A 15,534-nucleotide genomic window follows, 5' to 3' on the forward strand; every position below is an offset into this window, starting at 1 on the left:
TGCAGCGTGATCGCACCCGTAGTCGAACCACACATCATTCAACAAGAAAACCGATTCTCGGCTTGTTGACGGAAAATGATGTGATCTGCGGGTCGCGAGAATTGCAAAGACTGCACAAAGCTTGTGAGGACTTGATCCGGTTGACAAATGGAAAATCAGATAGTTAACATGTGAAGTAATTGCGAATGCGTGCGATGGGCAGCGCTAATTGACCGGGGGCAATATGACTGCGTTAACTGATAATCTTGAAAAGCTGGACGGTTATCTGGCACGTTTTCGCGGGACGGGGATCAAGAACCGCATCGGTGGCAAGGATAGCGACGGTGCTGGTCCAGCTTTCTCGACGCATTCGCCTGTCGATAAAAGTCTAATATGCACCGTGGCACGCGGGACGGAGAAAGACATTGATGCTGCCGCATGCGTTGCCCATGACGCATTCGCGGATTGGCGCGACATGCCTGCGACCGAACGCAAAAAGATCTTGATCAGCGTAGCGGATGCGATCGAAACCCGTGCCGAAGAGATCGCCCTTTGCGAATGCTGGGACACCGGACAAACGATCCGGTTCATGTCGAAAGCTGCCCTGCGCGGAGCCGAAAACTTTCGGTACTTTGCCGACCAGGTGGTACAGGCGCGCGATGGGCAACTGCTCAGATCACCCACCTTGATGAACGTCACAACACGTGTGCCCATCGGTCCCGTTGGTGTAATCACGCCCTGGAACACGCCGTTCATGTTGTCGACCTGGAAGATTGCCCCAGCTTTGGCGGCAGGTTGCACAGTTGTTCACAAACCTGCGGAGGCCTCGCCCTTGACCGCGCGACTACTGGTTGAAATTGCGGAAGAAGCTGGCCTTCCTCCGGGGGTTTTGAACACCGTTAACGGCTTGGGCGAGGATGCGGGCAAAGCCCTTTGCGAACACCCGAAAATCCGCGCCATCTCCTTTGTTGGCGAAAGTCGCACAGGGTCACTGATCACCAAGCAGGGGGCGGACACATTGAAACGCAACCACCTTGAACTTGGCGGAAAGAACCCTGTGATTGTGTTTGATGACGCAGATCTCGATCGGGCTTTGGATGCCGTGATCTTCATGATATTCTCGATCAACGGGGAACGCTGCACCTCATCTTCACGCCTGTTAATACAGGACACCATCAAGGATGACTTTGAGGCAAAACTGATAGAACGTGTAAACAAGATTAAAGTTGGCCATCCGCTCGACCCCGCCACTGAAATCGGCCCACTCGTCACCGAAGAACACTTCAATAAGGTGACGTCCTATTTCGACATCGCGCGCGAAGCTGGCGCGACAGTGGCGGCCGGGGGCCAAACCGTTGGCGATCAGGGCTATTTCGTACGCCCCACGGTATTCACCAACGCCACCAACGACATGCGAATCGCACGTGAAGAAATCTTCGGACCCGTGCTGACGTCGATCCCGTTTACATCCGAAGACGAAGCGCTCGCCATGGCCAATGACACGCAGTATGGTCTAACCGGTTATCTCTGGACCAATGATCTAACTCGCGCCCTGCGCTTCACCGACAGGTTGGAAGCCGGTATGATCTGGGTGAACTCGGAAAATGTCCGTCACTTGCCGACACCGTTTGGGGGTGTAAAAGCCTCGGGCATCGGTCGCGACGGTGGTGATTGGTCGTTTGAATTCTACATGGAGCAAAAGCATATTGGCTTTGCCACCGGGGATCACAAAGTCATGCGATTGGGTGCGTAGCTGTTCTTTTTCTTGTTATAAATATCCCGGGGAGCACGAGGGGTTGGCCCCTCGTTCTGACAGACGCCAAAGGAGACTCCGATGGGAAAAATCGTTCAGGCCGCGAAAATCACCCATGTGCCCAGCATTTGGATGTCGCACACGATGGAGAAGTACAAAGGCATTCGCCAGCCCGCAATAGATGGTTACGCCAAACTGCGCCAGGATGCGATTGACCGCAGGGTCGACACGTTCGTTGTATTCGACACCCACTGGATCACAAATCAGGGGTTCCATTTAAACGCCAAGCCGCATCACAAGGGTCGGTTTATCAGCCACGAACTGCCACATATGTTAGCCGACATGGAATTTGACTACCACGGCGACAGTGATCTGGCAGCGTCGATTCTAGCGGTGCTTGAAGAACGCGGTGAACGGGCTATGGGTCACGCTCAACCTGATTTGGGTATGGAATACGGCACGCTTCTGCCCATGCATTTCATCAACGAAGGCGTGAATGCCCGCGTCTTGCCAGTGGCCGTCAACCAGTTCTCATCCATCGAGGAAAACCGACGCTGGGGGTCTGCCATTACTGAAGGTATCAAACGCTCAGACCGGAAGGTATCAATCCTTGCCTCCGGATCGCTCAGCCATGATTTCACACCCAACGAACGCTCGATCGATGGGTTGAATTCTGTGAATGGCGAGTTCAATCGCCAGATGGATATGCGCGTGTTGGAGCTTTGGGAAAGTGGCAGATGGGCAGAGTTCCTGGATTTGCTTCCAGACTATGCGGTCAAGTGCACGGGCGAATGTGCGATGAACGACACTGCGCTGTTGTTCGGCGCGCTGGGCTGGAAGGATTACCAAGGAAAGATCGATATCTACACCCCGTATTTCGGCAGCTCCGGTACCGGGCAGGCCAATATCAGCTTCTCGGTTCAATAGGAATTGCGATGAAATATGCGACGTTTTCCGCTGGCGGTGAACGCTTCTACGGCGTCATTACTGATACGGGTGCGGTGGCTCTGTCGCCCGATTTTTCCCACTGGCCCACGCTTTTTGATGTCATTGAAGCGGGTGGGCTGGATGATCTTGCGCGCGCTGCGCAGGGGCGTTCGGCAACTCATACGGATTATTCGTTCGAAATGGTGCTGCCAAATGCGCCGCGCATCCTTTGCGTTGGTGTGAATTTTCCCGACCGCAACGCCGAATACAAGGATGGCAGCGCCCAACCTAAGCACATGTCGTTGTTCCCTCGCTTTGCCAGTGGCTTCACCGGCCATAATCACCCGCTGATCCGCCCGCCGGAAAACCACACGCTGGATTATGAAGGCGAGGTGGCAATCGTGATCGGCAAGGCGGGGCGACGCATCCCAGCAGCGAAAGCCTATGATCATATCGCGGCGCTGACGCTGTGTAACGAAGGCACCATCCGCGACTGGGTCCGTCATGCCAAATTCAACGTCACGCAAGGCAAGAATTGGGACAGATCTGGTGCGATTGGACCGTGGCTTGTCCCCTTCACTGACGCAGCCCAGCTGGACGAGGCGCGCATTCAGACACATGTGAACGGAGAACTGCGGCAAGACGATCATCTGCGCAACATGATGTTCCCGATCCGTAAAGAAATCGCCTATATCTCGACCTTCATGACGCTTCAGCCAGGCGACATCATCGTAACCGGCACGCCGATCGGGGCAGGGGCGCGGTTTGATCCCCCACGCTATCTGGTGCCGGGTGACGTGGTCGAGGTTTCGGTGGACGGCGTCGGCACGCTGCGCAACACGGTTGAGGACGAAGTGTTATGACCCCGGACGATCACGCCACCGCCGCAGCTGACCTGCTTGAGGCTGAACGGACTGGTCAGCAGATCGGACTGCTTTCCTTGCGCCACCCCGAAATGGGGATGGACGACGCTTATGCGGTGCAAAATGCCATCTATGATCAGAAGCTTGCTCAGGGGCGCCGCGTGATCGGGTGGAAGATCGGCCTGACGTCAAAAGCCATGCAATATGCGCTGGGCATCGACATCCCGGATAGTGGTATTCTTTTTGATGACATGCTGTTTGAAACCGGTGCGACTGTGCCCACGGGGCGGTTCATTCAACCCCGGATCGAAGCCGAGATTGCCTTTGTGATGAAATCCCCGCTCAGCGGCGTCGATGTAACGCGTGATGATGTGATTGCCGCGACCGAATACGTTGCTCCGTCACTTGAGATCCTCGATACGCGTGTTCGGCGCATGGACCCGGATACCGGTAAAACACGTACCGTGTTTGACACGATCAGCGACAATGCTGCAAACGCGGGGATTGTTCTGGGGAACACACGCCACGCCGTCGATACCCATGACCTGCGCTGGGTCGGTGCGCTCGTCTTCCGCAATGGCGCGGTCGAAGAAACTGGACTTGGTGCCGGCGTACTGAACGACCCCGTGGAAAGTGTCGTCTGGCTGGCCCGCCGAATGGCGCAATACGGCCAAAGTATCGAACCGGGGCAGATCATTCTGTCAGGCAGCTTTATCCGCCCGGTAGAATGCCCATCCGGCACCGATATTCACGCCGATTTCGGCGCTTTCGGTTCCGTCGATATTCGGTTTGGTTGATCAGGCGGCTCAGGTCCATGCCGCATTCGCGCACCACTTGGGCGCAAATGGTTGCACGCCTTCGCAATCTGTTTGATAGAACCGGGGTCCGCCCAAACGGAGACCCCGCGTGAAACTGCGCTTTGACCACGGCCCGCAGCAAATGCCCTGCCAGTTTACGACGCCCCGGCGGTTGATCGTGGCGCATGAGGTGCAGGAGGTTGCCCCTGCGCTGGCCGAGTTGGACCGCGCTCGAGACGACGGGGCTTGGTTGGCCGGGTTCGCAAGCTACGAGCTTGGGTATGCGCTAGAGCCGCGCTTGATGCCCCTGATGCCTGCCAACCGCCGTCTGCCCCTTATGCAGTTCGGTGTATATGACGACCCTTGCGTACCGGATGCGGTCGCCGCTGGTCCGGCGCATCTGTCGGAGCTGACACCCGATTGGGCTGAAGATCGGTATGGTGCTGCGTTTCAACAGGTTCACGACTATATCTGCGCAGGCGACATCTATCAGGCCAATCTGACCTTCCCGATCCGCGGACGGGCATCGGGGTCGCATCATGCAATCTATGCCGCCCTGATGCATACTCAGCCGGTCAGGTTTGGGGCGCTGATCGAGGCGGAGGGAATGCCCGAAATTCTGTCGCGATCTCCTGAGTTGTTTTTCCGCACCAATGCCACCGGTCAGATCGAAACACGGCCCATGAAGGGCACCCAACCGCGCAGTGCCGACCCGGTTGAAGATGCCCATCGCGTTGATTTCCTGCGTAATGACGAAAAGAATCAGGCCGAGAACCTGATGATCGTCGATCTTCTGCGCAACGACATCTCGCGGATTTGCGAGGCGGGCAGCGTCTGCGTGCCCGAACTGTTCACGGTTGAAAGCTATGAAACTGTACATCAGATGGTCTCGCTCGTGCGGGGGCAAATGCGCGCGGGCACCGGGTTGGGCGATATTTTTCGGGCGTTGTACCCCTGCGGCTCGATCACCGGTGCGCCCAAACTGCGCGCGATGGAGATCATTGCCGCGTTGGAAGACTGCCCGCGCGAGGTCTATTGCGGCAGCATCGGATGGGCTGCACCGGACGGGCGGTCAGAATTTAACGTCGCCATTCGGACTTTGATGGTCGACGATGGCGCAGTCACGCTGAATGTCGGGGGCGGAGTGGTCTATGACAGCACCGTATACTCGGAATACGAGGAAGCCTTATGGAAAGCCCGTTTCGCGACGCAATTGATGACGAAACAAGGCTGATAGAAACCATGCTTTGGTCGCCAGAAAGTGGCGTTCGCATGCGGGATCGGCATTTGTCGCGGTTGGCACGCTCGGCTTTGCGCTTGGGTTTTCCAATGTCCGATCCGACGTTCATGTTGGATGCTTTTGAGGCCGAAGGGCCGCGCCGTTTACGGCTGACGATGGATCGCCACGGTGCGCTTGACCTAACTTCTGCACTGTATGATGCGCAGGCCGCAGACTCGGTTTGGTCCCTGCAAGTGTCTCCGGTCAGGCTTTTGTCGACCGATCCTTGGCTTTTGGTGAAATCCACCCACCGCGCGCTTTACAATAAAACCAGGTCAGTGCTTCCCGATGGCGTTGATGAAGTCGTTTTTATGAATGAACGCAACGAATTGTGCGAGGGTACAATCACAAATGTCTTCGTTGATTTCGGGCAGGGGCTTGTCACGCCACCGTGTTCCTGCGGCCTGCTTCCCGGTATTCTGCGCGAAGAGATGCTTGAGGCAGGACGGGCGCATGAGCAGGTCATTCCGATTGAACAGCTGCGGCAGGCAAACGCGATCTATGTTGGAAACGCTCTGCGCGGACTAATCAGGGCGCGCCTGAGCTGATCCAACGGGACTAATCTGTTGCTACTTGGGGGAAGTGGTGGGCGACCTTGGAATCGAACCAAGCGTGCGTCTCCGCGAGGGAGTTACAGTCCCCTGCCACACCTTGCGGCCTGTCGCCCACTATCCCTGCGCACATTGCGCCGAATGTGGGGCTGATTATCCCGCCCGCGCCGAAGGGTCAATACGAAAATTCGCCCATCTGCCGACCATCTGTTACCTATCTGCCCTTGCCTCGCCGTCTCAATGGTCGCATTGTCCGGGCCTTGCGAAAAGAAGGGCAAACCGCATGACAAAAAAGCCGAAATGGGTGGTTCAGAAAGAAAAAGCGCGGCGCGATGCCGAGGCCGAAACCGTTTGGCTGTTCGGGCTTCACGCGGTGCGTGATGCGCTGATGAACCCGGATCGAAATCGGTTGCGCCTGATCGTGACAAAGAATGCGGCTGACAAGCTGGCGGACGCCATTGTCGTTTCGGGAATGGAGCCCGAGATTGCCGATGCCCGGAAGTTTTCAGCGCCGCTTGACCCCAATTCGGTGCATCAGGGAGCGGCACTTGAAGTCAAGCCGCTTACCTGGGGTAATTTTGCTGAACAGGTCATGGGCGGAGCAGGTGGTTTGCCGATCGTCGTACTGCTGGATCGTGTGACCGATCCGCATAACGTGGGCGCGATCCTACGCTCTGCCGAGGTGTTTGGCGCAAGTGCAGTGATTGGAACAGCGCGCGGGTCAGCGCCGGAAACCGGTGCGCTGGCCAAGACGGCATCAGGTGCGTTAGAACGACAGCCCTATCTGCGGATCCGCAATCTGACCGACACGATGGTCGAGTTGCGCGAGATGGGGTTTGTCATCCTAGGCCTTGATGGCGAAGCTGATACGACGTTGGATGCGGCACTTGATGACCATCCGGACAGGCCGGTCGCGCTGGTGCTCGGTGCAGAAGGGCCAGGTCTTCGCGACAAAACCAAAGCGACATGTGATCAACTGGTCAAAATACCGTTTGCACGGGATTTCGGATCGCTCAACGTCTCGAACGCGGCGGCAGTGGCGCTTTCTCGCACACGAGCGACCCGATGATCACTTCCCCTTGAGGAGGGTGGTTTTTTCTGCAGATAGTGCTCTGATAGGGGTGTGGAGGGGTGCCACATGAAGAAGATGATCATTTCGCGCCGACATGCTTTGTCGGGATTGCTTGCTGCGCCAATGGCCTTGGGGGTCGGTGCGCCACGCGCTTGGGCTGCGGCCTCTGCCGTTTACATCGAGGACGGGGTGGCGTGGGATGGGCATGACCCGGTTGCCTATTTCACGACAGATTCACCGATGCCCGGGTCACCCGATTTTGCCTTTGATCACAACGGTGTCACCGTTTTATTTGCCAATGATGAACACCGAGCGATGTTTGCCGATGACCCGATGCGGTATGCGCCGCAATATGGTGGCTACTGCGCTTATGCAATGAGCCAGGGGCAGATTGCACCTACCGTGCCCGAAGCCTGGACGATTTATGACGGTCGGCTGTATCTGAATTTCAGCCTTGGCGTGCGCGAATTGTGGTTGGCGGATGTTCCCGGCTTTATCGCCAAAGCGGATTCGTTCTGGCCGGGTGTGCTGAGCGAGTAAGGCTCGGCTTCCCGGCCGAGAGTTCACAAGTTCTTTACAATCCCTTCCCAAAACTGGGTTTGCACATATTTGTTTAACGAGAGCGGGCTGTGGAACGCCCGATTTCTCATTTCACTGTCCCTCGTTCCACCAACTTGCGCCCGGCCTTTTGGTTTCGGGCGCATTTTTCGTAGCAGTTGTGAGGTGAGGGATTGGAAAGCATCGCACGCTGGCCTATCTGTCATGCATGACGCACAATGATACAGATACCCGCCTGAAATCTATTCTGACCTCGACCCGCGTGATCGGGTTGGTCGGCCTGTCCCATAAGCCGGAACGCGCAAGCCACGGGGTCGCCGCATTTCTGGCCGAAAAAGGATATCGTGTGATTGGTGTCAATCCAGGGCTAGCCGGGCAGGTCATGTTTGGCGAAACGGTTGTGGCGACGGTTGACGAGTTGCCGCCAGAGACTGACATGATTGACCTATTCCGCCGATCAGATGCCGTGGCACCGATTGTGGATGCCGCGCTGAAGGCCTTGCCGGGATTGAAGACCGTTTGGATGCAGTTGGGGGTGGAGAATGCCGAAGCCCGCGCTCAAGCCGAGGCCAAAGGTGTTGTCGTGATCGAAAATCGTTGCCCCAAGATCGAATATCCACGCCTGTTCGGCGATGCGGCGCTGGATGAATTGGTCGGGTAGGCTCACTTCGTGAGCCTGAAGGGCGCTGCCCCTCGCGGCGGGGGGCCGCTCACCCCGGGTATTTTTGGCCAGAAGAAACAGAGGTCAGTCGGTGCGAGCGGCTTTTTCCGCGATGCCGGACGTGCCGTCGCGACGTTCGAGTTCTGCCAGTACGTCGGCAAAAGGAATGTCGCGGGCGGTGAGCATGACTAGCAGGTGGTAGAGGACATCGGCGGCTTCGGCGGTCAGGTTTTCGCGGTCGTCTTTGACGGCGGCGATGATGGCCTCAACGGCCTCTTCCCCAAATTTTTCAGCACATTTTTCCGGGCCTTTCGACAGCAGTTTTGCGGTCCAAGAGGTTTTGGGATCGGCGCTTTTGCGCGCCTCGATCGTGGCGGCGAGGTGGGTGAGAATGCTCATGTCAACCTCATCGGGATGCCCGCGGCGGCCATGTGTTCCTTGGCCTCGCGGATGGTGTAGTCGCCGAAATGGAAAATGGACGCTGCCAGCACGGCGCTTGCGCCGCCTTCGGTCACACCTTCGACGAGGTGATCGAGCGTGCCCACGCCGCCGCTTGCGATGACGGGCACGTGCACCGCGTCCGAGATCGCGCGGGTTAGGGGGAGGTTGAAACCTGCGCGGGTGCCGTCACGGTCCATCGAGGTCAGAAGGATCTCGCCCGCGCCCTTGGCTTCCATCAGCTCGGCGAACGCGACCGCGTCGATCGGGTCGCCGTTCGCGTCCAGCGCGGGTTTGCGGCCCCCATGGGTGAAGATACCCCATTTGCCCGGCGCAACGGTCTTGGCGTCGATAGCCACCACGATGCACTGGCTGCCGAACCGATCAGCCGCCCGCGCAATCACGTCCGGGTCAGCGACGGCGGCCGAGTTGAAGCTGACCTTATCGGCACCAGCCAATAGCAGATCGCGGACGTCTTCGGGGCTGCGCACGCCGCCGCCAATGGTCAGCGGCATGAAACACTGCTCTGCCGTGCGCGTCGCAAGGTCATACATCGTGCCGCGGTTTTCATGGGTCGCCTTGATGTCGAGGAAGCAGAGTTCATCGGCCCCGGCGGCATCATAGGCGCGCGCCTGTTCCACAGGGTCGCCCGCGTCGATTAGATCGACGAAGTTGACACCTTTCACCGTGCGGCCCTCGGCCACGTCGAGGCAAGGTATGATGCGGGTCTTCAGCATTTTCTGCGCGGTCCTTGGCTGATCACGGTTTGTTTTATTTGTTCAAGCCCCAACTGGCCAGAGCATTGTCGCATTCGAACCTGATTTAAAGGAATTGCCCCATGATGAAACTCACCCTTGCAACACTTGTGTCGATGGTCGCCCTGCCGGCGATGTCAGAGATTGTGAAAGTGCCCGCATCCGGCACCGTTCCTGACACGATGGATGCGTTGGAGGCCGCCGTTGGAAACGCAGGTGCAACCGTATTCGCGCGCGTCGATCATGCTGGCGGCGCTGCGTCGGTGGATATGGAGCTTGGGGCCTCGCAGCTTCTGGTGTTTGGAAACCCCAAACTTGGCACGCCGGCGATGCAGGATGACCCGCTGGCCGGATTGATGCTGCCGCTGCGGGTGCTGGTGTATGAGGATGCCGATGGCGCGGTCTGGCTAGCCTATGAAGCGCCCGCCGACATGCTGGGGGAGTTCGGCATCGCAGGTGACGCACCCTATGTCGGCATGATGGAGGGTGCGCTGGACAAGCTGACCGCGGCTGCTGCGGGCGGTTAGAGTGCGGCCAGGGCGTCCCTCAGGTCAATGGCCCCGTCATAAAGCGCCCGGCCCGAGATTGCACCGTTCAGTGATGCGCCACAATCGCGCAAGGCAATGAGGTCAGCCAGAGAGCTGACGCCGCCACTTGCGATCACCGGGATTGAAACCGCGCGGGCGAGGGCGGCGGTGGCTTCCACATTCGGGCCTTGCATCGCGCCGTCGCGGTTGATGTCGGTATAGATGATGGCCGCGACGCCAGCGTCCTCGAACGATTTGGCAAGGTCGGTGACCATTACGTCGGTTTCCTCGGCCCAGCCCTTGGTGGCAACGCGACCGTTGCGCGCATCGATCCCCACGGCAACCTTGCCGGGAAAGGCGCGCGCGGCTTCGCGCACGAGGTCCGGGTTTTCGACGGCCACCGTGCCGAGGATGACACGCGACAAGCCCTTTTCAATCCAGCCTTCGATGGTCGCCATGTCTCGGATGCCGCCGCCCAGCTGGGCGGGGACGTCGATGGCGGCAAGGATCGCTTCGACCGCAGCGCCGTTCACCGGTTCACCTGCGAAGGCGCCGTTCAGATCGACGAGGTGAATCCACTCGCAGCCCGCATCCTGAAATGCCCGCGCCTGAGCCGCCGGGTCGTCGTTAAAGACGGTGGCCGCCTCCATCTCGCCGCGCAAAAGGCGCACGCATTGGCCGTCTTTCAGGTCGATGGCGGGATAAAGGATCATGGTAGGCTCCGATGTTTGGTGCTTTTGGTGCTTTTTGCATGGAAGTCGCGGCTTGCCAAGCCGCCCCTCCCGTCACGTCACACTTGCCATGAACGGTTTCTCGGGGTCAGGATATTTCCAGATTCAGGGAGGAATGAATGAAACGTATGTTAATGGCGCTTGCGCTGAGTGTTGGTATGGCAGCCCCCGCCTTTGCGGATGCCGTGGAAGGCGTGTGGAAAACGCAGGTGGATGACGGGAATTACGCACATGTCACGATGTCGAAATGCGGGTCCGCGATCTGTGGTGTGATTTCCAAGGCCTTCAACGCAGACGGGCCGATCAAGTCCGACAATATCGGCAAGCGGCTGGTCTGGGACATGCAGCCGAATAGTGGCGGCAAGTATTCCGGTGGCAAGATTTGGCAGCCTTCAACCGGCAAGGTCTTCAAGTCCAAGATGACGCTGTCCGGCAACAGCCTGAAGGTTGAAGGCTGCGTGGCGGTGTTCTGCAAGAAACAAACCTGGTCACGGGTGAAGTAAGCGAATTGAAACAGGACGAGGAGGGCGCTGTTTCAGCGCCCTTTCTTCTATGGTTTCCAGCTTAGAAAATTGGCGATCATCCGAAGCCCGGCCGACTGGCTTTTTTCCGGGTGGAACTGCATTCCAATCAGGTTGTCGCGGCCCACAATGGCCGTGATGTCGCCTGCGTAGTCGCAGTGCGCCAGCCGATGCGTGATATCATCCACCACGAAATGATAGGAGTGCACGAAATAGGCGTGGTCGCCCGTTTTGACACCCTCCAGCACCGGATGTTCGTGGTCGATCACCAGATCATTCCAGCCCATATGGGGCACTTTCAGCTTCGGGTCTGACGGGGTGATCTTGCGCACATGGCCCTTGATCCAGTCAAACCCGCTCGTGTCCTGATATTCGTGACTGACCGTGGCCAGCATTTGCATGCCGACGCAAATTCCCATGAAGGGACGAGCTTGCCGTATCACCGCCTCTTCCAACGCTTCGTAGATGCCGCGATGGTCCGACAGTTGCTGGCGGCAGGCCGGAAACGCCCCGTCGCCGGGCAGAACGATGCGGTCGGCGCGGGCCACGTCTTCGGGGCGGGTGGTGACGATCACCTTGCCCGCGTGGGTCTCTGCCGCCATACGCTGAAACGCTTTTTCGGCCGAGTGCAGGTTGCCGCTGTCATAGTCGATGATCACGGTCAGCATGGGATGCTCCGGGGATATAGCGGCTTAAAGCGCGCCTTTGGTCGAAGGAATTGCGTCCGCTTTGCGCGGATCAGTTTCTACAGCCAAACGCAACGCACGGGCGACGGCCTTGAAGCCTGCCTCGGCCACGTGGTGGGCGTTGAAGCCGTGCAACTGGTCCACATGCAGCGTGATGCCGCCATGGGTCGCCAGCGCCTGAAAGAACTCGCGCACCAACTCGGTGTCGAACGTGCCGATCTTCGGGGCGGCGAACTCCATGTTCCACACCAGATAAGGGCGTCCCGACAGGTCGAGTGCTGCCCGCACCTGTGCGTCGTCCATCGGCAGGTGGCATTCGCCATAGCGACGGATGCCCTTCTTGTCACCAAGCGCCTGCGTCAGAGCTTGCCCCAGCGCGATGCCGGTGTCTTCGACCGTGTGGTGGTCGTCGATGTGCAGATCGCCCTTGGCACGCACAGTTAAGTCGATCAGTGAATGGCGCGAGAGCTGGTCCAGCATGTGATCAAAGAATCCCACGCCAGTCTGGTTATCGTAAGCGCCGGTTCCGTCGAGGTTGACCTCGACCGAAATCTCGGTTTCCGCAGTCTTGCGGGTGATTTTTGCGCGCCGCATTCAGGTCGTCCTTTTTCTGTCTGCGCCCCTTATAGGCGCGCAGTTCTGCGCGGGGAAGGTAGCAAATTCCAACCCCATCGGGGTGTGGCAATCACGCGGCTTGTGACAGCATGAAATCATGTGGGCAGAGCGAGATTAGATGGCTCAAATCATCGCGCCCCATATAGGTCATGAAACCCTTCAAAGCCGTATTGCTGCCTTTGGGATACCAGGCCAGAGCGCCAGGATCGGTGTGCATATACCCTTCACGTTCGGCCAGCCCACGAAAGGCATAGCGTTCGGGCATGAAGCCAAAGATATGGTCGGGCGACCAGCGCAGCACGCAGGTGGCCAGCGCAAACCGCGCCAGCAGTCCAGGTAATCCGGTGCCGCGATAGCGGTCATCGCCTTTCACCCACAGTTCGCCGTGGTAGACCGTTTTTCCCCTGATACGTTTTGCACCGGGACCCGGCTTGTAGCAGCACCGATCAAGGTCAAGGTCCAGACCCGTGGGCGGAAAGTCGACAAACCGTTTGTCCAGATAGTCCGACAAGGCCAAACCGCCCAAATCAAACAGACGCATTGCCTGTGTGTGAACCAGTTCACCGTTTTCGTTCCAGCCAACAATCCAGAAGCCGGTATCTTCGTTCATATCATGGAGTTTTGGATCAAACGGCAGACCCAGTGGCTGGTGTGTGCGATGGGTGTTGATGTGGCTTTCGTACAGATCGAAATCTGACCCCATCTCAATCACCATGCCATGTTCGCTGGCCATGTCGAGGATCGCGGTCACATATTGTGCCCCCGCAAAAGTGTCATGAATGGTCATTTGGGTCTCCCATGTGCTCGTGGTCCAGGGGAATCTTAACCTATGCGGGAAACATTTCGAATCGATTTGCGATTTTTCGCGATTTACGGGAAATTAGGCAGAATTATGAGCATAATGTGACACATTTCGAACCTTTTTTCGGCCCGTTGCGACGCGAAGGTAGCCATAAATTTAGGCCATGTCGGGTGGAATGTCCTTCATAGTTAGATCGGCGTCCATGGCGTCGCGATCCTCGTCACTCAGATTGGCGATCTGCACGTTCCGGGTACGGTCGATCAGGGTGGCAAGGGCGAACTCGCCATCAGCGAACCGACAGGCCATCGCCAGCCGCTGATAGCTGATGGCCTTCAGCGTGTTGTCTTCGCCATGCCCGATACGTGTGTGGATGTGATCCAGACGAATGCCCCGCGTGGTTGCGATATCGTGAAATGGTTTTGCCAGTAGATTTGCAAACCCGGGCCCGCCGGGCAGATTGGCAATACCCTTGCCAACTGATGACCTGTATTTTTCCCACCCGAACCATGTGGCATAGGATGACTTTTCCCCAACTTCGGTACAGATCCAGTCGCCATTGTCCTCGTTATAGCGAAACACCATTAAATAGGGTCGCAGGGGGGCAAGCACAGGGCTTTCAAGTGCGCCTTCCGACCCCGCCCAGGCATGAAAGCCGAACTGGATTAGCGGTGAGCCCATATCCCAGATGGCGGTCAGTGGATGTTGCTGCAGGTAGTAGGGCACATCCCCGATCTGCATCCCAAGATAGTAAAGCTCATTTACATGCTTGCTTTCGTCGTGCAGCCAGGCGTCACCACGGGCGATCAATTCCTCAGCTTCGCGTAAAGCGTTCTTACCGTCTTCGGTGAGCTGGTACTGTCTATTGTCAAAGCTAAACAGCTTGCAGCCTTTGTAGCTTTCCAGTGAAGCAATGTGGCGGCGGACGGTTTGCCGGGTGCTGTCAAGCTCGCGAACGGATTCGGAAAGGTTCAATGTGCGCGCCAAAGATGCAAAGGAGCGTAGCATCTCAAACAAAAGGGCAGGGCTGCTTCGATTGATCATTTTTGCACCCAAACCGCCATCACCAAACTGTTTCCGCAATAGAATTCAAGTTGGCCCAAACAGCCTATTGCAGAAAAAGTCGTTTGGAAATTGTTATTTAGGACCACGGGTAAAGAAATAATACATCATGGGTGCATTTTTGCAACCGAACCGTGCACGACTCATCACTTGGGTCTCTGGGTGAAACCTGACATTCTCGTTTAACGGGAAGCAATTAAATGGTGAGAAAATGGTCCATCCAGTCGATGTCCATGTGGGTAAGAAAATCAGAGAAGTCCGTCTGCTGCGCGGTCTCACTCAGGTAAAAGTGGCGGAGCAGTTGGGGCTTTCGTTTCAACAGCTTCAAAAGTACGAAACGGGATACAATCGTGTCTCGGCCAGCAAAATGTTCGAAATTGCACAGCTCTTGAATGTTCAACCGGGGTATTTCTTCGAAGGTCTGGCTGAAGCCGGAACGTCAGAAGACGAAGCCATGGATGAACGCACGGCGAAAGCCGCGCAGGCGTTGTCATCAATTCAGGACGTAAAGGTGCGCAACCAGATCCAATCTATGATCCACGAACTGGCCAACCGCCAGTCGCTGAGCGCCTGAACAAATAGCACTACCTTTCTGAGGGGGAAGGGACGTGGTGGAAAGGGGGACGTGCGATGCGCGTCCCTTTTTCTTTTGGTCACGCTTAACCAGACGCCGCTACAGGCACGCCTGTTGTAAGCTTTATCTGTCCGAGAATTCCCATTGGAGCGGGCGAGGCGATTCGAACGCCCGACCCTAACCTTGGCAAGGTTATGCTCTACCCCTGAGCTACGCCCGCATCCTGATGGGTTTGTTCGACTGGGTAAGTCGAACCGGGTAACCGATTGGAGCGGGCGAGGCGATTCGAACGCCCGACCCTAACCTTGGCAAGGTTATGCTCTACCCCTGAGCTACGCCCGCATCCTTCGGTGAGCCGTGAGATATGAAATCCCACGCAAGGCTGC

Annotated in this window: 19 protein-coding genes and 3 tRNA genes; 12 read left to right on the forward strand and 10 right to left on the reverse strand. The window is 57.4% G+C overall.

What is annotated here, in order from left to right; all coding sequences use genetic code 11:
- The first annotated feature begins 223 nt into the window (after positions 1-223).
- The 6 genes from hpaE (at position 224) to MWU51_RS03385 (ending at position 6,146) form a co-directional block, all read left to right on the forward strand.
- Positions 224-1,732 (forward strand): 5-carboxymethyl-2-hydroxymuconate semialdehyde dehydrogenase, encoded by a 1,509-nt coding sequence (gene hpaE / locus MWU51_RS03360; RefSeq protein ID WP_247034705.1) that lies wholly within the window; start codon positions 224-226, stop codon positions 1,730-1,732.
- An 81-nt stretch (positions 1,733-1,813) separates the two neighbouring features.
- Positions 1,814-2,659 (forward strand): 3,4-dihydroxyphenylacetate 2,3-dioxygenase, encoded by an 846-nt coding sequence (gene hpaD / locus MWU51_RS03365; protein WP_247034706.1) that lies wholly within the window; start codon positions 1,814-1,816, stop codon positions 2,657-2,659.
- Positions 2,660-2,667: 8 nt separating this feature from the next.
- Positions 2,668-3,522 carry a fumarylacetoacetate hydrolase family protein gene (locus tag MWU51_RS03370; RefSeq protein WP_247034708.1) on the forward strand — a complete coding sequence of 285 codons (855 nt, stop codon included), beginning with the start codon at positions 2,668-2,670 and terminating at the stop codon, positions 3,520-3,522.
- Positions 3,519-4,319: a 2-oxo-hept-4-ene-1,7-dioate hydratase gene (hpaH, locus tag MWU51_RS03375; RefSeq protein WP_247034710.1), complete on the forward strand. Its 801-nt coding sequence runs from the start codon at positions 3,519-3,521 to the stop codon at positions 4,317-4,319. Before MWU51_RS03370 ends, hpaH begins: the two co-directional genes overlap by 4 nt.
- Positions 4,320-4,428: 109 nt before the next feature.
- Entirely contained in the window at positions 4,429-5,553 is a 1,125-nt protein-coding gene (locus tag MWU51_RS03380; protein WP_247034712.1) for an aminodeoxychorismate synthase component I, read from the forward strand.
- An 8-nt stretch (positions 5,554-5,561) separates the two neighbouring features.
- Positions 5,562-6,146: an aminotransferase class IV family protein gene (locus MWU51_RS03385; protein WP_281502695.1), complete on the forward strand. Its 585-nt coding sequence runs from the start codon at positions 5,562-5,564 to the stop codon at positions 6,144-6,146.
- A 35-nt stretch (positions 6,147-6,181) separates the two neighbouring features.
- Here the strand turns inward: MWU51_RS03385 and MWU51_RS03390 are convergent.
- Positions 6,182-6,265, reverse strand: a tRNA-Tyr gene (locus tag MWU51_RS03390).
- Positions 6,266-6,432: 167 nt separating this feature from the next.
- On the opposite strand from MWU51_RS03390, the gene rlmB reads away from it, so the two are divergent.
- From rlmB to MWU51_RS03405, 3 genes are all read left to right on the forward strand, one after another.
- The gene (rlmB, locus tag MWU51_RS03395; protein WP_247034715.1) at positions 6,433-7,218 is read left to right on the forward strand and encodes a 23S rRNA (guanosine(2251)-2'-O)-methyltransferase RlmB; all 786 of its coding nucleotides are present in this window, start codon (positions 6,433-6,435) and stop codon (positions 7,216-7,218) included.
- A 69-nt stretch (positions 7,219-7,287) separates the two neighbouring features.
- On the forward strand, positions 7,288-7,761 hold the full coding sequence (locus tag MWU51_RS03400) for a YHS domain-containing (seleno)protein (RefSeq protein WP_348646713.1): 474 nt from the start codon (positions 7,288-7,290) through the stop codon (positions 7,759-7,761).
- A gap of 226 nt (positions 7,762-7,987) precedes the next feature.
- Positions 7,988-8,440, forward strand: a complete 453-nt coding sequence (locus tag MWU51_RS03405) for a CoA-binding protein (RefSeq protein WP_247034717.1) — start codon at positions 7,988-7,990, stop codon at positions 8,438-8,440.
- An 84-nt stretch (positions 8,441-8,524) separates the two neighbouring features.
- Here MWU51_RS03405 and MWU51_RS03410 read toward each other — a convergent pair whose 3' ends face one another.
- Both MWU51_RS03410 and hisF read right to left on the reverse strand, forming a co-directional pair.
- The gene (locus tag MWU51_RS03410; protein ID WP_247034718.1) at positions 8,525-8,839 is read right to left on the reverse strand and encodes a phosphoribosyl-ATP diphosphatase; all 315 of its coding nucleotides are present in this window, start codon (positions 8,837-8,839) and stop codon (positions 8,525-8,527) included.
- Positions 8,836-9,615, reverse strand: a complete 780-nt coding sequence (gene hisF, locus MWU51_RS03415) for an imidazole glycerol phosphate synthase subunit HisF (protein ID WP_247034719.1) — start codon at positions 9,613-9,615, stop codon at positions 8,836-8,838. The genes MWU51_RS03410 and hisF overlap by 4 nt, the downstream gene beginning before the upstream one ends.
- 101 nt (positions 9,616-9,716) lie before the next feature.
- Between hisF and MWU51_RS03420 the strand changes: the two genes are divergently transcribed.
- The gene (locus MWU51_RS03420; protein ID WP_247034723.1) at positions 9,717-10,160 is read left to right on the forward strand and encodes a DUF302 domain-containing protein; all 444 of its coding nucleotides are present in this window, start codon (positions 9,717-9,719) and stop codon (positions 10,158-10,160) included.
- Here the strand turns inward: MWU51_RS03420 and hisA are convergent.
- A complete protein-coding gene (gene hisA / locus MWU51_RS03425; protein WP_247034724.1) occupies positions 10,157-10,873 on the reverse strand; it encodes a 1-(5-phosphoribosyl)-5-[(5-phosphoribosylamino)methylideneamino]imidazole-4-carboxamide isomerase in 717 nt (238 codons plus the stop codon). The two genes, MWU51_RS03420 and hisA, sit on opposite strands and share 4 nt — an antisense overlap.
- A gap of 137 nt (positions 10,874-11,010) precedes the next feature.
- Between hisA and MWU51_RS03430 the strand changes: the two genes are divergently transcribed.
- Positions 11,011-11,394 carry a DUF2147 domain-containing protein gene (locus tag MWU51_RS03430; protein ID WP_247034725.1) on the forward strand — a complete coding sequence of 128 codons (384 nt, stop codon included), beginning with the start codon at positions 11,011-11,013 and terminating at the stop codon, positions 11,392-11,394.
- 47 nt (positions 11,395-11,441) lie between these two features.
- On the opposite strand, the gene hisH is transcribed toward MWU51_RS03430, so the two are convergent.
- From hisH to MWU51_RS03450, 4 genes are all read right to left on the reverse strand, one after another.
- Positions 11,442-12,080, reverse strand: coding sequence for an imidazole glycerol phosphate synthase subunit HisH (gene hisH / locus MWU51_RS03435; RefSeq protein WP_247034727.1), 639 nt, complete (start codon positions 12,078-12,080; stop codon positions 11,442-11,444).
- 24 nt (positions 12,081-12,104) lie between these two features.
- A complete protein-coding gene (gene hisB, locus MWU51_RS03440; RefSeq protein WP_247034729.1) occupies positions 12,105-12,692 on the reverse strand; it encodes an imidazoleglycerol-phosphate dehydratase HisB in 588 nt (195 codons plus the stop codon).
- Positions 12,693-12,783: 91 nt separating this feature from the next.
- Positions 12,784-13,500 (reverse strand): hypothetical protein, encoded by a 717-nt coding sequence (locus tag MWU51_RS03445; protein WP_247034732.1) that lies wholly within the window; start codon positions 13,498-13,500, stop codon positions 12,784-12,786.
- A 171-nt stretch (positions 13,501-13,671) separates the two neighbouring features.
- Entirely contained in the window at positions 13,672-14,556 is an 885-nt protein-coding gene (locus tag MWU51_RS03450) for a LysR family transcriptional regulator (protein WP_247034734.1), read from the reverse strand.
- Positions 14,557-14,809: 253 nt separating this feature from the next.
- Here MWU51_RS03450 and MWU51_RS03455 point away from each other — a divergent pair, with 253 nt between their 5' ends.
- On the forward strand, positions 14,810-15,148 hold the full coding sequence (locus MWU51_RS03455) for a helix-turn-helix transcriptional regulator (RefSeq protein WP_247034736.1): 339 nt from the start codon (positions 14,810-14,812) through the stop codon (positions 15,146-15,148).
- A 145-nt stretch (positions 15,149-15,293) separates the two neighbouring features.
- Here the strand turns inward: MWU51_RS03455 and MWU51_RS03460 are convergent.
- Together MWU51_RS03460 and MWU51_RS03465 are read right to left on the reverse strand one after the other, a co-directional pair.
- Positions 15,294-15,368: transfer RNA gene (locus MWU51_RS03460), tRNA-Gly, on the reverse strand.
- Between the two features lie 47 nt (positions 15,369-15,415).
- Positions 15,416-15,490, reverse strand: a tRNA-Gly gene (locus MWU51_RS03465).
- Between the last annotated feature and the right edge of the window lie 44 nt (positions 15,491-15,534).

Source organism: Aliiroseovarius sp. F47248L (genome assembly GCF_023016085.1).
Classification (GTDB): Bacteria; Pseudomonadota; Alphaproteobacteria; order Rhodobacterales; family Rhodobacteraceae; genus Aliiroseovarius.

Coding starts and splice junctions, on each gene's coding strand:
- hpaD (WP_247034706.1), top strand. CDS start 1,814: ATGGGAAAAATCGTTCAGGCCGCGAAAATCACCCATGTGCCCAGCATT.
- MWU51_RS03410 (WP_247034718.1), bottom strand. CDS start 8,839: ATGAGCATTCTCACCCACCTCGCCGCCACGATCGAGGCGCGCAAAAGC.
- MWU51_RS03450 (WP_247034734.1), bottom strand. CDS start 14,556: ATGATCAATCGAAGCAGCCCTGCCCTTTTGTTTGAGATGCTACGCTCC.
- MWU51_RS03385 (WP_281502695.1), top strand. CDS start 5,562: ATGCTTTGGTCGCCAGAAAGTGGCGTTCGCATGCGGGATCGGCATTTG.
- MWU51_RS03420 (WP_247034723.1), top strand. CDS start 9,717: ATGATGAAACTCACCCTTGCAACACTTGTGTCGATGGTCGCCCTGCCG.
- hisA (WP_247034724.1), bottom strand. CDS start 10,873: ATGATCCTTTATCCCGCCATCGACCTGAAAGACGGCCAATGCGTGCGC.
- MWU51_RS03400 (WP_348646713.1), top strand. CDS start 7,288: ATGAAGAAGATGATCATTTCGCGCCGACATGCTTTGTCGGGATTGCTT.
- hpaE (WP_247034705.1), top strand. CDS start 224: ATGACTGCGTTAACTGATAATCTTGAAAAGCTGGACGGTTATCTGGCA.
- hpaH (WP_247034710.1), top strand. CDS start 3,519: ATGACCCCGGACGATCACGCCACCGCCGCAGCTGACCTGCTTGAGGCT.
- MWU51_RS03370 (WP_247034708.1), top strand. CDS start 2,668: ATGAAATATGCGACGTTTTCCGCTGGCGGTGAACGCTTCTACGGCGTC.
- hisF (WP_247034719.1), bottom strand. CDS start 9,615: ATGCTGAAGACCCGCATCATACCTTGCCTCGACGTGGCCGAGGGCCGC.
- MWU51_RS03405 (WP_247034717.1), top strand. CDS start 7,988: ATGACGCACAATGATACAGATACCCGCCTGAAATCTATTCTGACCTCG.
- MWU51_RS03430 (WP_247034725.1), top strand. CDS start 11,011: ATGAAACGTATGTTAATGGCGCTTGCGCTGAGTGTTGGTATGGCAGCC.
- rlmB (WP_247034715.1), top strand. CDS start 6,433: ATGACAAAAAAGCCGAAATGGGTGGTTCAGAAAGAAAAAGCGCGGCGC.
- hisH (WP_247034727.1), bottom strand. CDS start 12,080: ATGCTGACCGTGATCATCGACTATGACAGCGGCAACCTGCACTCGGCC.
- hisB (WP_247034729.1), bottom strand. CDS start 12,692: ATGCGGCGCGCAAAAATCACCCGCAAGACTGCGGAAACCGAGATTTCG.
- MWU51_RS03445 (WP_247034732.1), bottom strand. CDS start 13,500: ATGACCATTCATGACACTTTTGCGGGGGCACAATATGTGACCGCGATC.